We start from the raw sequence: 15,817 nt of genomic DNA, 5'->3' as shown, positions 1-15,817 counted from the left end.
AGCGCCTTCCTCATCCATTTTGGTGCTATCTTCCCAGTTTCGCCGCTATTACTTCAAGGAGATTTTTAAATAGAATAACTCCTTTGAGTTGTTCATCATCATCCACGACAGGAATCGCCTGCAGGCCATACTTGAAAAAATCGTCAGCGATCTGCCCTTTTTTTTCTTCAACATTGACAAAGATTACCCGCGTATCCATGATCCCGGAGAGCGCAGCCTCCGGCTCCGCCGCAAGCAGCTCCCGCAGGGAAACCACGCCGAGGATATGCTCTTGCTCGTCCACAACGTAACTATAGTAAATAAGATCGAGATCGTCCGCGTCAGCGCGAATGGCTTGCAGAGCCTCCGCGACGGTGCAGTTCGGGGAAAAGCTGGGATAAGCTGTGGTCATCAACCCACCGGCCTTCTCTTCCGGATGGGCAAGAAGTTCCTTCATGTCGTCGGCCGCATCCTTTTCCATTTCATTCAGAATGCCTTCGACCTTTTCCGGCGAAAGATCGCCAAGGAGATCGGCTGCCTCAGAAAGAGACATCTCCTCAATAATATCAGATGCATCTTCGGTGGAAAGACCCTCAATCAGGCTGACCTGCACCTTGGGATCAGTCTCCTCGAGCGTTTCCGCCGCTGTTTCGACGTCCAGCGCGTTAAAGACGGCTTTGCGCTGATGGATATCAAGGTCCTCAATGATATCAGCGAGATCTGCTGGGTGCAGTTGGCCAAGACGATTCTGGGCGATCGTCAATTGCAACAGATCCGGAGAGGAGATCATCTGCACAAACTTCCAGGAAATGAGCTGGTCGGACATCTCATAATCAAAAAGGGCCCGGAGGACAAAACCGAACAGAGTTTTAAGGCCGACACGTCGCAAGAGTCCATGAAAACCGACATCTACATGAACAAGGTACAACTCGTTATTCGCTATCAGAAACTGCAGGTCGTTAACGCGCCTGATTTTCGCCCCATCGGTGTCAACCACCTGCTTATCCAGAAGCGCCTCTTTGAGCATGAGTTCGCTGGCGGCAAGTTCCTTATCCGGAGGCAAATCATCGTCGGCAAAACTTGCCGTAAAATGACCATCCGTAAAATAAAAGCCCTGACTCGAAAATAAACGGATTTTCCTGTTCTTTTCCAGACGCAGCATCGCACCCGTAACATGGGGATACGTTTCGTCAATATTGACGATCAGGTCAAGGAGCCTGCCTACAGAATTTCCCCTCGGATCAATTATCTTTTCGCCAAGCAATTGACTGAAAAATATAAAGAGTTCCGAATTATGCTGATTAGGGATCATGTTTGCCATGATTATAGGCGCCTCCAAATTACGCCCGCGTATAGCATTTATTCCAATATTCAAGCAATCTTTTTCAACGCTGCGTTTATGGCTGAATAACGTTTTTGACGTCCGTACCCTCGAGTCAAGAAAAAACATTTTTTCTTGCGAGGTAATTGCAAAACTCTCACATTCTGTCATTCCCGCAATGATTTTAAGCGGGAATCTGGTTCTAACTGCTTGAAAAACCGTATTCCCGATAGAAGCATTCGGGAATGACAAATAGTTTTGCAATTGGCTCTTGCATAATTAGCTAATATATGTTCAGAAACTACCCAATCAACACTCCCAAAAAAGTAGCAGCTTTTTTAGCAGTTAGACACGCCGGATTTGAAAACTACAAATTAATGGAGGGAGGAAATTACTATGAGAATTACGATTCTTGCGGTGGCAGCCTTTTTAGGTGCAGTCTTAGCTTCCACTGCCTTCGCCGAGGTTGACCACGCCCAGTTTGTCGAAGGCGCCACTTTTAAAAGCGGCCAGGAGGTTACCGCAAAATGTCTGGAGTGCCACGACAAGGAGGCCGCCGATTTAATGAAGACAACGCACTGGAAATGGTCTAAAGAACAGGATGTAAACGGAAAGAAGATGGAGTTAGGCAAGAAGAACGTCATCAACAACTTTTGCCTGGCCGTTCCCGGCAACTGGCCCGGTTGCACCATTTGTCATGCCGGCTACGACTGGAAGGATGGCAGCTACGACTTCTCCAAGGCCGAAAATGTCGATTGTCTCGCCTGCCACGACACAACCGGTTCGTACAAAAAGGTGTCTCCCGCCGTTCAGCCGGATCCGAAGCTCGATTTGGCAAAGCTCGCCCTGAAAGTAGGGGCAACTTCGCGAAAATCGTGCGGCTCCTGCCACTTCTACGGGGGCGGCGGCGATCATGTTAAACACGGCGATCTGGACTCCTCCCTGACCAATCCGACCGCGGAGATTGATGTGCACATGGGCGGCCAGGCAAAGATGGAATGCACCGGGTGTCACTCGGCCGAGAAGCATGCAATAAAGGGACAATCGCTGACGATTGCCGGCAGCAATGCTGAGCGCATCGCCTGCACCGATTGTCATAGTGATGCCAAAATTCATAAAAATCAGTTTGTGGAAAAGCACATCGCGAAGGTAGCCTGCCAGGCCTGCCACATCCCGACAATCGCCAAAAGCCTGCCTACCAAGGTTTGGTGGGACTGGTCAAAAGCCGGCAAAAACATCAAACCGAAGAAGGATGCCTTCGGCATGGATAATTATCTGAAAATAAAGGGCGAATTCAAATGGAATAAAAACTTCGCTCCGGAACTGCTTTGGTACAACGGCAAGGCCGAGAGAATTCTACCCGGCGACAAGATCAACCCGGCAAAGGTTGTCAAATTAAATAGCCCGCAGGGCAATCGTTTCGACAAGAATTCCAAGCTCATGCCCTTCAAGGTCATGCGGGGGAAACAGCCCTATGACTCCGGCAACAACACCATGGCTTTTGCAAAATTATTTAACGGCTACTGGAAAGACTTCAACTGGGACAAGGCGATTGAAGAAGGAATGAAGGCCGGCGGCCAGCCCTACAGTGGAAAATACGGCTTTGTGGAAACCAGTATGGCAATGCCTGTCAACCACATGGTTGCCCCCAAAGAGCAGGCCTTCCGCTGCACGGCCTGCCATGGCTCCCATGGGAAGCTTGACTGGAAAGCGCTGGGGTATGAAAATGACCCGATCCTGAAAAAGAAGAAATAAACCTCATTTCGTTCCAGCGGGCTTCCCCTGCCAACGGGAAGTCCGCTGGAATTATTATCAATTTAAAAACCGCCCTTGATAGCCAAGCCTGCGCCTGCTATAAGCCCCGCCGAACGAATTTGCATTCAAAAACGCGATCATCCTGTTTACAAAGGGGATCTGCCATACTATTTCATTCGGGAGATTAAGAATACTTGATTTACATCAAAGAGTTAAGCCTTTCCTTTGCCGACCGGAAGATCTTCGACAATCTCAACTGGACAATCCCTGACCGCAGCCGGGTCGGTCTGGTCGGCGACAACGGAGCGGGGAAAACAACCCTCTTGAAGATAATTGCCGGCATCCTTGAGCCGGACAAGGGTTCAATAGAAATATCCAACCGCAAAAAGGCGACCATAGGCTATCTCCCGCAGGACCTTGTGGAACTTGATCCCATTCCCCTTTTGGAATTTGTCCGGATTAAAAGCGGCGTGTTTGATCTGGAAAAGAAGCTGAAACTCTGCGAAGAAGCCCTTTCCAACTCCAGCGGCAATGACGCTGATCACGAAAAACTTTTATCCGATTATGAACGAAGTACGGCCCTCTTCGATGCGAAAAACGGCTATGCCTTCGAGGCCCGGGCAAAGCAGATGCTCGCCGGCTTCGGCTTTCAGGAAACGGATTTTCTCAAGAACTGCGCCGACTTCTCCGGCGGCTGGAAGATGCGGATCATGCTTTCCGTCATCCTGCTTTCCCGACCGGATATAATGCTCCTCGACGAACCGACCAACCACTTGGACACGGAGAGCATGGAATGGATGGAAAGTCAGCTTAAGGACTATCCCGGCATGATCATTACGATCACCCATGATCGCGTTTTTCTGGACAAAATAACCGGTTTCATCGCCGAGCTGTCCGGTCAAAAACTTGAAATATACAAAGGAAATTACACATATTATCTCAGGGAGAAGCAGCGCCGCAAAGAGGCCCTGAAAAAGGAGATGGAGCTCCAGAAGGCCGAGATCAAACGGATCAAAGACTTTGTCGAGCGGTTCCGTTACAAGGCAACCAAGGCCAATCAGGTGCAAAGCCGCCTCAAGATGCTCGAAAGATTCGACTCTATCCGCGAGGAAGGGGAAGGAAAAACCGTGACGATCCGCTTTCCGGAAAGCCCCAAAAGCGGCAAGGAAGTCCTCTCGGTCAGCGGCCTGGCCAAAGCGTACGGCGATCATGCTGTCTTTCACGATCTCAATTTTACCCTCTATCGCGGAGAAAAGGCCGCAGTCGTGGGAATGAACGGGGCCGGCAAATCCACTCTCTCGCGCCTATTGAGCGGCGCCGAAGAACCGTCCTCCGGAAATATAGCCATTGGCCTGAATGTGAAAACCGCTTTTTTCTCTCAGGAAAGCGCGCTGAACCTAGATTACGACAGAACGATCTGGGAAGAGGTCAATCTCGTCGGCACAAGAAGCAACGACCAGGAACGGCGCAACCTTCTCGGCGCCTTTCTGTTTTCCGGGGATGACGTTTACAAGAAAATCTCCGTCCTCTCCGGCGGCGAAAAATCTCGTCTCGCCCTGTTGAAGATACTCCTCGAAGACACAAACCTCCTGATCCTTGACGAGCCGACAAACCATCTCGACATCAAGACCAAGGAGGTCTTTCAGAACGCCTTGTTGAGTTACGGGGGAACCATCCTGATTGTCTCCCACGACCGCTATTTCCTCGACAACCTCGTGGGACGGGTATTTGAACTCAAGGACGGCATCTGCCATGAGTACAACGGCAACTACTCGTGGTTCATTGAAAAAAGAAAGGAACTGGAGTCAGCGCCGTCTTCTGTCCTCTCCGCTTCGCCCCTGCAAAAAGAAGGCAATGCCGGGGTGGAACTCGTTCAAGCGGGTGGTGAAATAAAGGCAAAAAAGACCAAAGAAGAAAAACGCTCAGAGGCTGAGGAGAGAAACCGCATCTCGAAGGCGACCGCCAGTCTCAAAAGGGAACTGGCCAAAACAGAGACCAAAATCTCTCTCCTTGAGAAAAAAAAACGGGAAACCGAAGAGGCTCTTTGCCAAACGGAAATATATCAGCAACCGGAGCTTGTCCGGCAGATGAACCTCGAACTCAGGTCTATTGACGGGGAGTTGGAAGACCTCTACTATGCATGGAACGATCTCACCCTGAAAATAGAGGCTTGGGAAGAATCAGCGCCCCTGTAATGCCCCCGCCCGCAAGGGAAAGGTATTGTTGATGGCTTCGCAACAAATCGGAAAGCTGCCATTTTGTTATTGCAAGCGCTACGCGGCAATCTCCAAAGTTGCTGATTATAAAAGAGATTGCCACGCCGGTACGCTCATCGCAATGACAGGCAGGGACTTTTTACGGAATCGTCATTATTGGTGAGGACAAAGGCGGCTATGCCCCGTCCAGGCCGGAGGATTCCTGCTTCCGGAACCACCCACCCGGATCGACAAAGAACTCTTCCGTGTCCTTCAGGGAGGTGAAATGCTCATGCTCGATATTCGCCAGCAGCTCAAAAAAGGCCTTCTCTTTCGGCTCCACCGATTTGTCTCGGAGCTCTGCATAGAACTGCGCCCCTTTTGCCTCGAAATCAATGGCAACGCGAACGGCCTTTAAGTCGTCTTCAACGCCGCTGCTGTTTGCCGTCCCCTTCGCCGCTGTTCCGAAAACCGCTTTCACCGCAGAATTTTTCACCTGCAGCGAAACAGTTCCCGGCCATTTCTGATCCTTTTTCCAGACTTCGGCAAGCTGCGACAGGCGCTCGTAGTGCTCGAGCTCCTCTTCGGCAATCTGCGCAAACATCGCCTTGCCCAGCGGGTTTGACGTTCTCGCGGCATTCTCAAGATAGAAATTACGCTCCGTCATCTCGTTTTTCAGCGCCATTTCCAGTGCATTCAATCGTTCTTCCATAACATTCCCCTTTCGTTAATTCGATTGCTTGTTTTCCTTCCCTTGAACCGCTTTGATCAACTGTGGGCGAAACGTTAGACGCCAGGCGTTTCTTAACCCCCTCGGCATTGTCATCGGTACTTGCCAGGGAAATCCGGTTTGCGCTTCTCTTTCATGGCTTTAATCCCCTCCCGGGCGTCGAGACTGCTGAAGACAGGCATTCCGATTTCCAGCTCCTTCCGGAAGGCTTCCCGGTAGCTCATGTCCATGCTCTCCCGCAAGCAGCGCACGATCCCCTGAACTGCCAGGGGCCCATTGCCCGCTATTCTTGCGGCCATCTCCAGCGCCGCCTCCATCAACCCGCCGGAGGGGACAACGCGATTGAGGAAACCCCAGTTATAAAGGGTATGGGCGCTGAAATTGTCCGCAGTCAAAAGCACCTCCATCGCCCGGCAGGGAGTCAGGATGCGGGGCAGGTAAACATTGGAACCGCCTGTCGGCATAATCCCGAGACTTGCCTCCCGCATCTGAAAAACCGCATCCGCGGAGGCAAGGCGCAGATCGGCGCCCATCACCATCTCAAAGCCGCCGGTCAGACAATAACCGTTTACCGCCGCGATGACCGGCTTTTTTACGATGTTCGGCTTCAACATGGCCTCCGCAACCTGAGTTCCGAATTCGTCAAACCATTTTTCCGCCTCGGTCTGAGGTTCCCGCATCTTGGTCAGAATCGGGATCGCCGAACCCAGGTCCATCCCCGAGCAGAAGATATCCGGGAGACAGGAATAGAGGATGACGACCCTGATTTCGTCATCGGCATTGATCTCCTGCCACGCCCGGTGCAGATCCATCAGAATCTGCGGGTCGAGTGCGTTTTTCTCCTTCGGACGGTTCAGGCCGACCTTGACAATATGTCCCTCTTTTTCGTAATTAAGCGCCATTCATTGCCTCCCCGGCGGCCTGCGGCCGCGTTCCATAGTTTTCCTGAATCCAGTTCAGATACGCGCCGCTGCGAATCCTCTCCCCCCAACCCCGGTTTTCGAGATACCACAAAACTGTCTTCCTCAGCCCCGTGGCAAACGACTCCCGCGGGGACCAACCCAGTTCCCGATGCAGTTTAGAGAAATCAATGGCGTAGCGGCGATCATGTCCGGGGCGATCCTTCACAAAGGTTATCAGTCCCCGGCGTGGGTTTCCGGCAGGCGAAAATTCGTCTAAAAGATCACAGATCATCTCGACAATAACAATATTTTCCATCTCCGCATGTCCACCGATGTTGTACGTCCCACCCCGCTTTCCCTTTCCCATTATTTCCGCAATTGCCTCGCAATGGTCGGTGACGTAGAGCCAATCGCGAACATTTTTTCCGTCTCCATAAACGGGCAGCGCCTTTCCCTCCAGGGCATTGAGAATAACCAGCGGAATCAGCTTTTCGGGGAACTGATAAGGGCCGTAGTTGTTTGAACAATTCGATATTGTGGTCGGCAGACCGTACGTTTCATGGTAGGCGCGCACCAGGTGATCGGACGATGCCTTGGATGCCGAATAGGGGCTGTTCGGACGATAAGGCGTCTCTTCGGTAAAATATCCGTCCGGACCGAGGCTGCCATAGACCTCGTCGGTGCTGATGTGATGGAAGAGATAAAATTTCCCGGAAGAGGCAGTTGCCCGGGCCGCCTCCAGCAGATTGAATGTACCATTGATGTTGGTCTGAATGAACGCCTCCGGTCTTTTTATCGAACGATCGACATGCGACTCGGCGGCAAAATGGCAGACGGAATCGATTGCATAGCGTGAAAAAATCGCCTGGATTGCCGGCGAATCGCAAATATCCGCCTTTTCGAAGACGTACCTGCCGGGATATTGCTCAGCGAGCCCCTGGAGATTTTCCGGATTTCCCGCATAAGTCAGGCAGTCAACATTGACGATCCGCCCGTGAAAATTATCGTTTGCCAGCAGATAACGGATAAAGTTGCTCCCGATAAATCCGCATCCCCCTGTTACCAGTAGATTTTCGCTGTCCATTTTCCTCCTTTTCTGATGCCGGTTCATTGCCCCCGGAAAGGGGGTCGAAGGTTGACGACTGCGTATTTTAACGAGACCATCCACCTTCGTCCGCCATAATATTTTATTTTGCGCTGTTGTCAATCAATATCGTCAAAAAAATTGATTGGGAAGGTAAATATATCAAAGGTCTTTTGGGGCAAAGCGGCAAAGATGTGGCGATGAAAATGGTCGATGTGATCGCAAAGGGACGGATAACGATGGCTGCTTGGGGGAGAGCCGCAGTCGAACGTGATGAATCAGGCTCGAGAGGTGTAACCCACTCAGGAATATCTACGGTGGGCTTTTGTGCATGCGATAATCCACCCGGTGGATATACAAATTTTCCAATCCCGATTCCCTGCAGGTCAATGCCTTTTATTGTTATTATGTCCCCCGAATATCTAAATTCTACGAAAAATACGGCTTTGTTGCACTTCCAGGCTACGCGATGCAATTATTTTCGCCCCTTGAAACACTTCGCCTGTCTTGTAATAACAAAAGTATGGGGTCTTGAATTTTATCGTTTTGCAGCGGAGGATTCTTTCTCTTATAGTAAATGTTTGAGAAAAATGCGTTTGTATAGCGGAGTACTTTTGGCAATCAATAAGGCGTCCGTAATAAAGCTGAGATGCCCTCGAAATTGTCTTCACCTACTTATCATCTATTTCAATCATTGCGATTAGCTGACAACTCTTTATTGTAGTCAATAACCGAGGCTGATGTGTTTTTATACAAGCTTTCTTTCCGTAATGCGCAGAAGAAGATTGGAAACTCGGTAAGTTACCTCGATACATAATACCCCGCATCCGTAAGGACTTTTTTTACCGCATTCATTTGACCCCGTGAGGCGCTGTTTTGTTGGGCGAAGTCAACGGCAGCATCCCGAACTTTCCGAATCCCGTCCTTGTCTCGTTGATCGGGCAAGGCCCATTGGTTTTTCCTGCCGTTTTCAAACTCGACAAACAAGGTCCCGCTCCTTACAAACGTAGACATCCGGAAGATCGCCTTTTTAACTCTTGGCGGCATTGGTCTCGGTGTTCGAGGAGATGGACAGGCAATGGTGAATACTCGCCTGAGAACATCGTCTTCCGTCTCGCCGAACTTGCCTCTTTTAGCGATTTCATTCCATACTTCGTCGGATATCCGGATGGTTTTCATGGCTGTCTCCTGAAAAGATGATTCAATAACCTATCTCCAAGCCAGCAACGACCTCAGAACGGAGCGTCATAATCGTTATCCGGTTGCGCCGTCTTGGGTTTGATCGGTGATGTTTTTCCGTCCTGAATGGTCAGGTGATTCTTGGCTGCCGCATCTTTGAGAAGAGAAAATTCCTCAAGTTCCATACCCTTTGTTGTGCTGAGATAAACCCACTGGGTTGCGCGGGCGACACCAACGAACAACATTCGTTGCTTCAACCTGCTGTCATGAATATTATCGAAGGCACTCGCCGTTATTTTCGGGAGAAGGACACTGTCGAACGTAAGGCCCTTGGCGCTGTGGTACGTTGCGATCTTGGGAAGGTTGTTGCCAAAATCAAAATCCGCCGGCATACCCGGCCTCTTTGGAGGTACGGCTTTCTCAATATCGATCCCCCTCTCCTGCATGGCGGTGGCAAAACCATGTACCTGCTTGTTTTTCGGCACAACGATGCCGACACGTTCGTTCCTCAACTGGCGCTGTCGAATGACCTCGGCCATGCGATCCATCTCCTCGTCATGATTGCTGGCGATAAAGCAGAGCGGCCGTTCCTTCGTCAGTTGCTGCGTACCGATTTGAGAAAGATAATGTCCGCGACGTACGGGGTCGGGTATAAAATATGCCGCCAGTTGAGCCACATAGGGTGAGTTTCTATAAGCTCCCAACAGCGTGGCGTTTTCCTTCCTGAGTCCCATCCTTGCCAAGATCTGTTCTTCCCCGGCGCCCTCTTCAAATATCTGCTGCATCCGGTCGGCGAAGACGGTGACATGCCGTGCCGCCAAGGAAATGATTTCAAAGGCCTGTGGGCTCAAATCCTGCCCTTCATCCACAAGGATGAAATCCAGGGTCTTTTGAAGAGCAGGACGCGTCTTCAAGCGCTCCAGGACGGATAGACGGATCTTTTCAAAATCGATGGTTCTCCCTGCCCAAGGGAGGCTTTTCGATATTTCCCTCTCGTAGATGAGGCGGCACCAGTGATCGAAGGTGCTGACCGTCTCATCAGGGAGTCCCAGGAATTGAATCCCCGATTTGATGTACTGTTTGATGACGTTTGTGAAGACGAAGACCCTGTATTTTTCCGAAGGAACTTTATATGTCTTGGCCAGGTAGCTCGCCCGATGGATCAGAACCTGCGTTTTTCCGGATCCGGCAATTCCGAAGACGACACGGTTTTGATCCGGCTTCATTTCAACGGCCCGGGTCTGGTCCGGCGTTAGATCTCCCGGTGGCAAGAGCCATGTTCCCATCGTTACCCCCTCACGATCAATCCGCCCTTGATCCCCGGCAGTGGCGCCTCCAAATCGATATCCGGTTCCCCTTTTTTCTTTCGTTTGCTCTTTTCCTTTTCCGCCTGTTGGGTGGCCTTTTCATCCTCTGCACCTCGTGCCGCCGTTATAAACCAACCCAGCTCCCAGTCGGACAGGGTGTCGGGTCTGCCGAAAGCCTTGATGGCCTGCAGGTAGATGGGTTTGTAACCCTTGTCGGGATCGATCTTCTCCAGGCACATTCCCTTCAGCGTCAGGCATTCACCTTTTTGCCCACCCTTCCTGATCGCCGCCTCGATTGTATCGACCGCCTCCTGGTACATCGATCTTCGGAAAAAGCTCAGGGCCAGGTTGAACAAGGGACCATTCCAGGATGTCGTAGCGCGGTCCGCTTCCCGGTAGAGTTTGTCTGCCCGCTCATGGTCGCCGAGTCCTCCATAATAGATTCCTTGAAGATTCAGAATCTCCACATCGGGCTTTCCGAGGCTTTTCAAAGCCGATCTCAACCAATCCAAGGCCCTCTCTTTCTGATTCAACTCGGCGTACCACCGGGCAAGCTTAATGAAATCATCCCGGTCACTAGGCGATCCGCCACTCCTCTTTTTCAACTCTTCTTCCTTTTCTTCGATGAGCAGTCGGATGCTGCCGGGATTGACGACATTCACAAACGGGTTCTCCACGGTATGTTCGAAAACGGCCTCCGGATCATCTTTCAGAAAGGCCCGGCATTGAAACTGCTTGCCCGCCGTGAGTCGATATTCCATGACAATCTCTGTCCCGGCTGTCACGTGCTCGGGGATGTTCCATATTTCATGAAATATCGCCTGTCCGTCCTTTGCACTCACGACTTTCAAAAGCAGCTTCTCCGTGAATAGATCCTCGTGGGCAGGAATGACGAGTTCCACCTGAGCCCAGGCCTCTTCAGCAGGATAGGGAAGGGCTGTCTGCGCCGGGATAAGTGGAAAGAGCTCTTCACCCGTGGTGACCAGTGACAAAGCATCATGGAGGACGGGGCAAATGAGGTTCTGCCCTGTAAGGGCCTTGTAGAGGCTGTTCCAGGCGGCACCCCGAGCGACGGAGAGTTGGATGGCGAGAGGATCCTGAAAAAAACCAACGGCGCTTTTCTGAAAGAATGTCTCGATCGCCTCCCGTATTTGGGGAATCAGGGAACTGCCGCCGACCATGAGACAGAAATCAATTTCTTCCGGCTTTTGGGCAGCCCGATCCAGGGCATCCTGAAGGGGGGCGAGGATGGACTGGGTCAGACGGAATTCCGTCTGCCTGGCATAGAGGAGATCCCGGTCGAGAAACGGCGCCAGGATAGTTTCCCATTGCATCGCGGTCAGGGTCGGGCGGGCCATGTGGAATGAGCTCTTTCCCAAATACAGCGTAATTCCCGGCTGTCTCGCCATCACCTCTTCTTTAACCGCTTCGTCGTATTTGCCAAACTTCTTCAGCCGGTCGATCTCTCGGCAGAGGGCCTCTTTCAGGGCTTCCGCCGTTCCCAGAAGCTGTGGTTCGAGCCCACGTTTCTTTTCCGCCCAGGTAAGATCAAGCGGCCCCAGGTTGTTTTCCTTCAGCAACGAGGGAATCAGGTGTTCGTGGACGATTGCGGCGTCCAGATCCCCGCCTCCCAGGCGATGGTAACGGGAAACGGCAATCTGGCCCATTTGGATCTGTTTCGTTTTTTTGTCTCCTGTGATTTCCAATACGGACACATCGCAGGTGCCGCCACCGAAATCGAAGACGACGCACTTGGTTGTCTTGCCCGCCTCGACGATGCGGTCGGACCCCTCGCTTATAATGTAGTCGATGAGGGCAGCCGTGGGTTCATCGAGGAGATCGTCATCCTGAAGGTTGATACCTGCATAACCGCAGGCGAGAAGCGTATCCCGGCGTTGATTGAGCTGGAAGGAGGCGGGCGCCGTGACGCAGAAGTGAGCAGGCTTACCTTGCTCATCCTGACATACGGCGTCTTTCAGAAATCGGAGAAGGTGACCGGCGATCTTCGAGGCGTGATTGAAAGACTCTGGCGCCCGATGATAGGTTTTACGCAACCCCATATCGTTTTTTGTCTCGTAAAACAGGTTCCTTTCCGGAAACAGGTTGGCCTCCTGGGGTCTGGTGCGCAGCCTTTTCGCCCCTTCGCCGATGATCGTGCCTTCGTTGTCCAGAACAGCCACCACCGAAGGCACGAGGGAGCTCGTCATGGTTCCCGCCGGCCAGAGCGATTGATCGATCTCCAGAACTCGGCAGACCGGTTTTCCCCCCGCTTCCCACGAAGCCTCCGCAACGCTGGAATTGGTGGTGCCCAGATCGATGCCAAAGGCGCGTGTCGTCTGGGTGCGCCCCTTGACATCCATTGCCGATGTGAACAACTGAATTTCTTTCATACCCAACCCCGTTATTGCGATGTATTCATCGAATAGGTCATCGTCTGATTGGACATACGGTTATTTAAGATGTCCAATAACGATCGGAGAGTGTCCGATAAATAGGAAAGTAACGCCTCGTTTTTCAAAGAATAAATTCCCTCGCCTTTATCGAGCAGCTTCATATCGAGCAGCCGTTTCGTGGGACTGCTCGATATTTACCTGAGGATGCTTGATATTTGTTTCAAATTGCTGAAATATAACGCCTTCCTCGTTTACTGCCCTCCGATTTCAACCACCCCTCTGTAATGAACCGTTTGGCAATACGATTGGCACTAAATCGTGACACCCCTAACACCTTGCGGATGTCTTCATTTTTTATAAAACCGTTTTCCTTCAGCACCGCCTCCAGCGCGACATACTCCGGCGGCTTCTCGGCCGTTGCTCCGGAAGCGACCGGAAGAAGCTCATAAATCCGGCCGCCTTTTCGGGGCAATTTCACGAGTCCTTTACCGATCAGATCCTTGATATCTCGCGACGCCTGGTAGATGTCCGCGCCCACCAGTTTCTGATATTCCCTGCTGGTAAAGGCATTTTGATGCTCCTTTGCGTAGACCAGGATGCGCTTCTGATTGCCGTTGAGTCCCTGAGGCTCGAATTGCACCAGCCAGCGGAGCGTTTCGGGCGAGTAGGCCACGGTGTTCCGCAGCGTGACGGTAAAAATGGCCTCTGCCTCCAGCCTGATTCCCGGCGGGTAGAGGCCGTCGCGTTCCATCGCCTCGAAGATGCGGGGTATGCCCTCGCCCTGTTCGCGCATGTAGCCGAAATCGCTTAGCACCCGCACGATTCGCGGGTTACGGGAGGCATGAATGCGCTCTCGTCTAAGCAGTCTCTCCAGCGTCACCGGCTCCACCAGCTCTCCGGGGCTGCGGATCTCAAGGCGATCGTCGAACATCCAGATCTCGATGCCCAGTCCTTCGTAACGATAGTCCCGGTGGGCGACGGCGTTGACGATGGTCTCCTGCCAGGCAAAGGTTGGATATTCAAGCTTCTCTTCAAAGAAAAGATCGACAAGGCGCTGACGTTCCCGCAGATGCGGTCGGATGGTCTCGTAGGCCTTCTCGATTAGCAGCACAAGCGGACCCTCGATCCGTTCCCGCTTGATGATGTTCAGCGCTGCGCCCACACGGCGCTCTGTTCCTTCGTACTTGACGAAATCGATGCCGCAACGCGGATGCCAGCGCCCCGGGGCCTTGCCGAAAAGCAGAAGCGCTGCCATAGTCAGGACGGTCTTGCCATTGCGTCCTTCCGCAAGACGGTAATGCGCCAGGATCTCCTCCGACGAAGCCCTCATCCCCTGCCGTTCGCCAAGTCTGTCGATAAGTGCAAGATCGAGGTCGGCAAGCGTCGCCTCGGAGACAAAGCGCGTTTCGGTAACACGGCGTCGCTTACCTTCCTTCATGGCTTCAATGTCAGCGGCGGGGAACGGAATGTTTTTGTCGTCGATGCGCAGGAGATACCGGCCGTCGGTAAGCTGGTGCGCTTCCATACTCCAGTCCACCTCGAAAAGGAGAACCGGCTTTCCGTCGAGGTTGTTCTCCCTAATCCGGGCCTTTACCGCCGGTTTGATATGGGTTTTTGGGGCCGAGTGCAGGATTTTCAGACGATCTTCCGGATAGTCCGCACCGGAAACGGCGCCGTCATCCTCGATGCCGAGTACCAGCGTGCCGCCGTCTGCGTTCGCCATTGCCGCCAATGTCTCGGCCACATCCCACGCCACATCGCGAACCGGTCGTCGCCTGACCTTATCCTGCGAACGGTCAAAACAGCTCTTCCGCTCGAAGAACTGCCCTTCCTCTTGATGAAGAATCCAATCAAAATCGCTCATGTTTATGGCTCTCCTGCTGTTGTGAACAGTTCCTCATATGCCTTTTCATCCTTAAACTTTACGGTAAGGAATTTCACCCATTCGTCTGTGTAGCCATAGTCATTGTGGCGCTTGTTATAGATACAATACTTGATTTCGGTCTGCTCTGAAACACCTCCGTTGCCATAGATGAACTATACTGCTCCACGAATTCTGCGGCTGCCTTGACGTCACGCTTGCAACGTACCGCTTCAGCAAGGTTTTCCGCAGATGGATAAAGTTGCAGTGCGAATGTAATAGCCGACTTGTTGTAGACTTCAACAGCAGGCAGGGCGAAATCTCTTGCTTTTTGTAAGGCTTCTTTCGATGCCCCCGGCAATCTTACCATGCCTGTATTTCCTCTATATTCTCCTTATTAAGAATATTTTCCCTCCACAACGCCGATTTCATTTTCCGTTAGCCCATAGAGGGTTGAAACGAGTATATCGATTTTGGCTTCCAGGGCGGTTATATCTGCGGTTTTGTCGGCTGTCTTTGCCGCCAGAATCTGCTCAACCAGCGTCACAATCGGAGCCTGTTTTTCTGGCGGGACATCAGGGATGGGGAGTTGCTTCCAGTCGTCGGGGTAGAGACTAACATTGTGTCGTCGATTATTAAGGAGAAAGTGTCGCGCTGGCGTTGAATTCATAACACCAAGCAGGTATTTCACAGCGAAACGACGGCTAATAACCTCTAATTCCTCGCGCTTCGGCAGATCGGGTCGTGGCTTCTCGCTTCGGTAGCGAGTAGCTTTCTTAAGTGAATTGTTGCCAACACCAGTAAGTGTGTACCAAGGAACCAATCCAATTATTGTCGAATTGAAAACCAAACCTGCATCGTCATAACCCTACAACGATACATGACTATTCATTTTCAACGCATCAAGTTTTCGTTTCCTATGAGAGAGATATGCCCGGTGGTTCTTCATTTGTATCCATAAGACAAGGTCAATGAGATCAATAGCATCAAACTTTTTCATGGGTAAGGCAACGCTGATGAGCAGCCTAAGCTGCGACAGCGTAATGGCTGGTGCTTTTTTTCCCCAACCGGATTCTCATGTGCCAGAGGAAAAAATGAGCCAGCATACAGG

At 51.7% G+C, this 15,817-nt stretch carries 12 protein-coding genes; 2 read left to right on the top strand and 10 right to left on the bottom strand.

Annotation, left to right across the window (positions count from 1 at the left end; genetic code table 11):
- Positions 1–25: 25 nt before the first annotated feature.
- On the bottom strand, positions 26–1,300 hold the full coding sequence (locus tag K0B01_11110; GenBank protein ID MBW6486684.1) for a CBS domain-containing protein: 1,275 nt from the start codon (positions 1,298–1,300) through the stop codon (positions 26–28).
- A gap of 396 nt (positions 1,301–1,696) precedes the next feature.
- Between K0B01_11110 and K0B01_11105 the strand changes: the two genes are divergently transcribed.
- Together K0B01_11105 and K0B01_11100 are read left to right on the top strand one after the other, a co-directional pair.
- Positions 1,697–3,055 (top strand): tetrathionate reductase family octaheme c-type cytochrome, encoded by a 1,359-nt coding sequence (locus K0B01_11105; protein MBW6486683.1) that lies wholly within the window; start codon positions 1,697–1,699, stop codon positions 3,053–3,055.
- 194 nt (positions 3,056–3,249) lie between these two features.
- The gene (locus K0B01_11100; GenBank protein ID MBW6486682.1) at positions 3,250–5,250 is read left to right on the top strand and encodes an ABC-F family ATP-binding cassette domain-containing protein; all 2,001 of its coding nucleotides are present in this window, start codon (positions 3,250–3,252) and stop codon (positions 5,248–5,250) included.
- Between the two features lie 196 nt (positions 5,251–5,446).
- Here the strand turns inward: K0B01_11100 and K0B01_11095 are convergent, their stop codons facing one another.
- The 9 genes from K0B01_11095 to K0B01_11055 form a co-directional block, all read right to left on the bottom strand.
- Positions 5,447–5,962: a ferritin family protein gene (locus K0B01_11095; protein MBW6486681.1), complete on the bottom strand. Its 516-nt coding sequence runs from the start codon at positions 5,960–5,962 to the stop codon at positions 5,447–5,449.
- 110 nt (positions 5,963–6,072) lie between these two features.
- A complete protein-coding gene (locus K0B01_11090) occupies positions 6,073–6,882 on the bottom strand; it encodes an enoyl-CoA hydratase/isomerase family protein (GenBank protein MBW6486680.1) in 810 nt (269 codons plus the stop codon).
- On the bottom strand, positions 6,872–7,966 hold the full coding sequence (gene rfbB, locus K0B01_11085) for a dTDP-glucose 4,6-dehydratase (GenBank protein MBW6486679.1): 1,095 nt from the start codon (positions 7,964–7,966) through the stop codon (positions 6,872–6,874). The genes K0B01_11090 and rfbB overlap by 11 nt, the downstream gene beginning before the upstream one ends.
- Before the next feature lie 801 nt (positions 7,967–8,767).
- Positions 8,768–9,145 (bottom strand): hypothetical protein, encoded by a 378-nt coding sequence (locus K0B01_11080; protein MBW6486678.1) that lies wholly within the window; start codon positions 9,143–9,145, stop codon positions 8,768–8,770.
- A 53-nt stretch (positions 9,146–9,198) separates the two neighbouring features.
- Positions 9,199–10,431: a UvrD-helicase domain-containing protein gene (locus K0B01_11075; protein MBW6486677.1), complete on the bottom strand. Its 1,233-nt coding sequence runs from the start codon at positions 10,429–10,431 to the stop codon at positions 9,199–9,201.
- A 2-nt stretch (positions 10,432–10,433) separates the two neighbouring features.
- On the bottom strand, positions 10,434–12,842 hold the full coding sequence (locus K0B01_11070; protein ID MBW6486676.1) for an Hsp70 family protein: 2,409 nt from the start codon (positions 12,840–12,842) through the stop codon (positions 10,434–10,436).
- A gap of 223 nt (positions 12,843–13,065) precedes the next feature.
- The gene (locus tag K0B01_11065) at positions 13,066–14,709 is read right to left on the bottom strand and encodes a putative DNA binding domain-containing protein (GenBank protein MBW6486675.1); all 1,644 of its coding nucleotides are present in this window, start codon (positions 14,707–14,709) and stop codon (positions 13,066–13,068) included.
- 73 nt (positions 14,710–14,782) lie between these two features.
- The gene (locus tag K0B01_11060; GenBank protein MBW6486674.1) at positions 14,783–15,076 is read right to left on the bottom strand and encodes a hypothetical protein; all 294 of its coding nucleotides are present in this window, start codon (positions 15,074–15,076) and stop codon (positions 14,783–14,785) included.
- A 27-nt stretch (positions 15,077–15,103) separates the two neighbouring features.
- Positions 15,104–15,253, bottom strand: a complete 150-nt coding sequence (locus tag K0B01_11055; protein ID MBW6486673.1) for a hypothetical protein — start codon at positions 15,251–15,253, stop codon at positions 15,104–15,106.
- Positions 15,254–15,817: the final 564 nt, after the last annotated feature.

The organism is Syntrophobacterales bacterium, assembly GCA_019429105.1.
Taxonomy (GTDB): Bacteria; Desulfobacterota; Syntrophia; order Syntrophales; family UBA5619; genus DYTH01.
This window is presented reverse-complemented; position numbering and strand designations above follow the sequence as displayed.

Coding starts and splice junctions, on each gene's coding strand:
- K0B01_11110 (MBW6486684.1), bottom strand. CDS start 1,300: ATGGCAAACATGATCCCTAATCAGCATAATTCGGAACTCTTTATATTT.
- K0B01_11105 (MBW6486683.1), top strand. CDS start 1,697: ATGAGAATTACGATTCTTGCGGTGGCAGCCTTTTTAGGTGCAGTCTTA.
- K0B01_11095 (MBW6486681.1), bottom strand. CDS start 5,962: ATGGAAGAACGATTGAATGCACTGGAAATGGCGCTGAAAAACGAGATG.
- K0B01_11090 (MBW6486680.1), bottom strand. CDS start 6,882: ATGGCGCTTAATTACGAAAAAGAGGGACATATTGTCAAGGTCGGCCTG.
- rfbB (MBW6486679.1), bottom strand. CDS start 7,966: ATGGACAGCGAAAATCTACTGGTAACAGGGGGATGCGGATTTATCGGG.
- K0B01_11080 (MBW6486678.1), bottom strand. CDS start 9,145: ATGAAAACCATCCGGATATCCGACGAAGTATGGAATGAAATCGCTAAA.
- K0B01_11075 (MBW6486677.1), bottom strand. CDS start 10,431: ATGGGAACATGGCTCTTGCCACCGGGAGATCTAACGCCGGACCAGACC.
- K0B01_11070 (MBW6486676.1), bottom strand. CDS start 12,842: ATGAAAGAAATTCAGTTGTTCACATCGGCAATGGATGTCAAGGGGCGC.
- K0B01_11065 (MBW6486675.1), bottom strand. CDS start 14,709: ATGAGCGATTTTGATTGGATTCTTCATCAAGAGGAAGGGCAGTTCTTC.
- K0B01_11060 (MBW6486674.1), bottom strand. CDS start 15,076: ATGGTAAGATTGCCGGGGGCATCGAAAGAAGCCTTACAAAAAGCAAGA.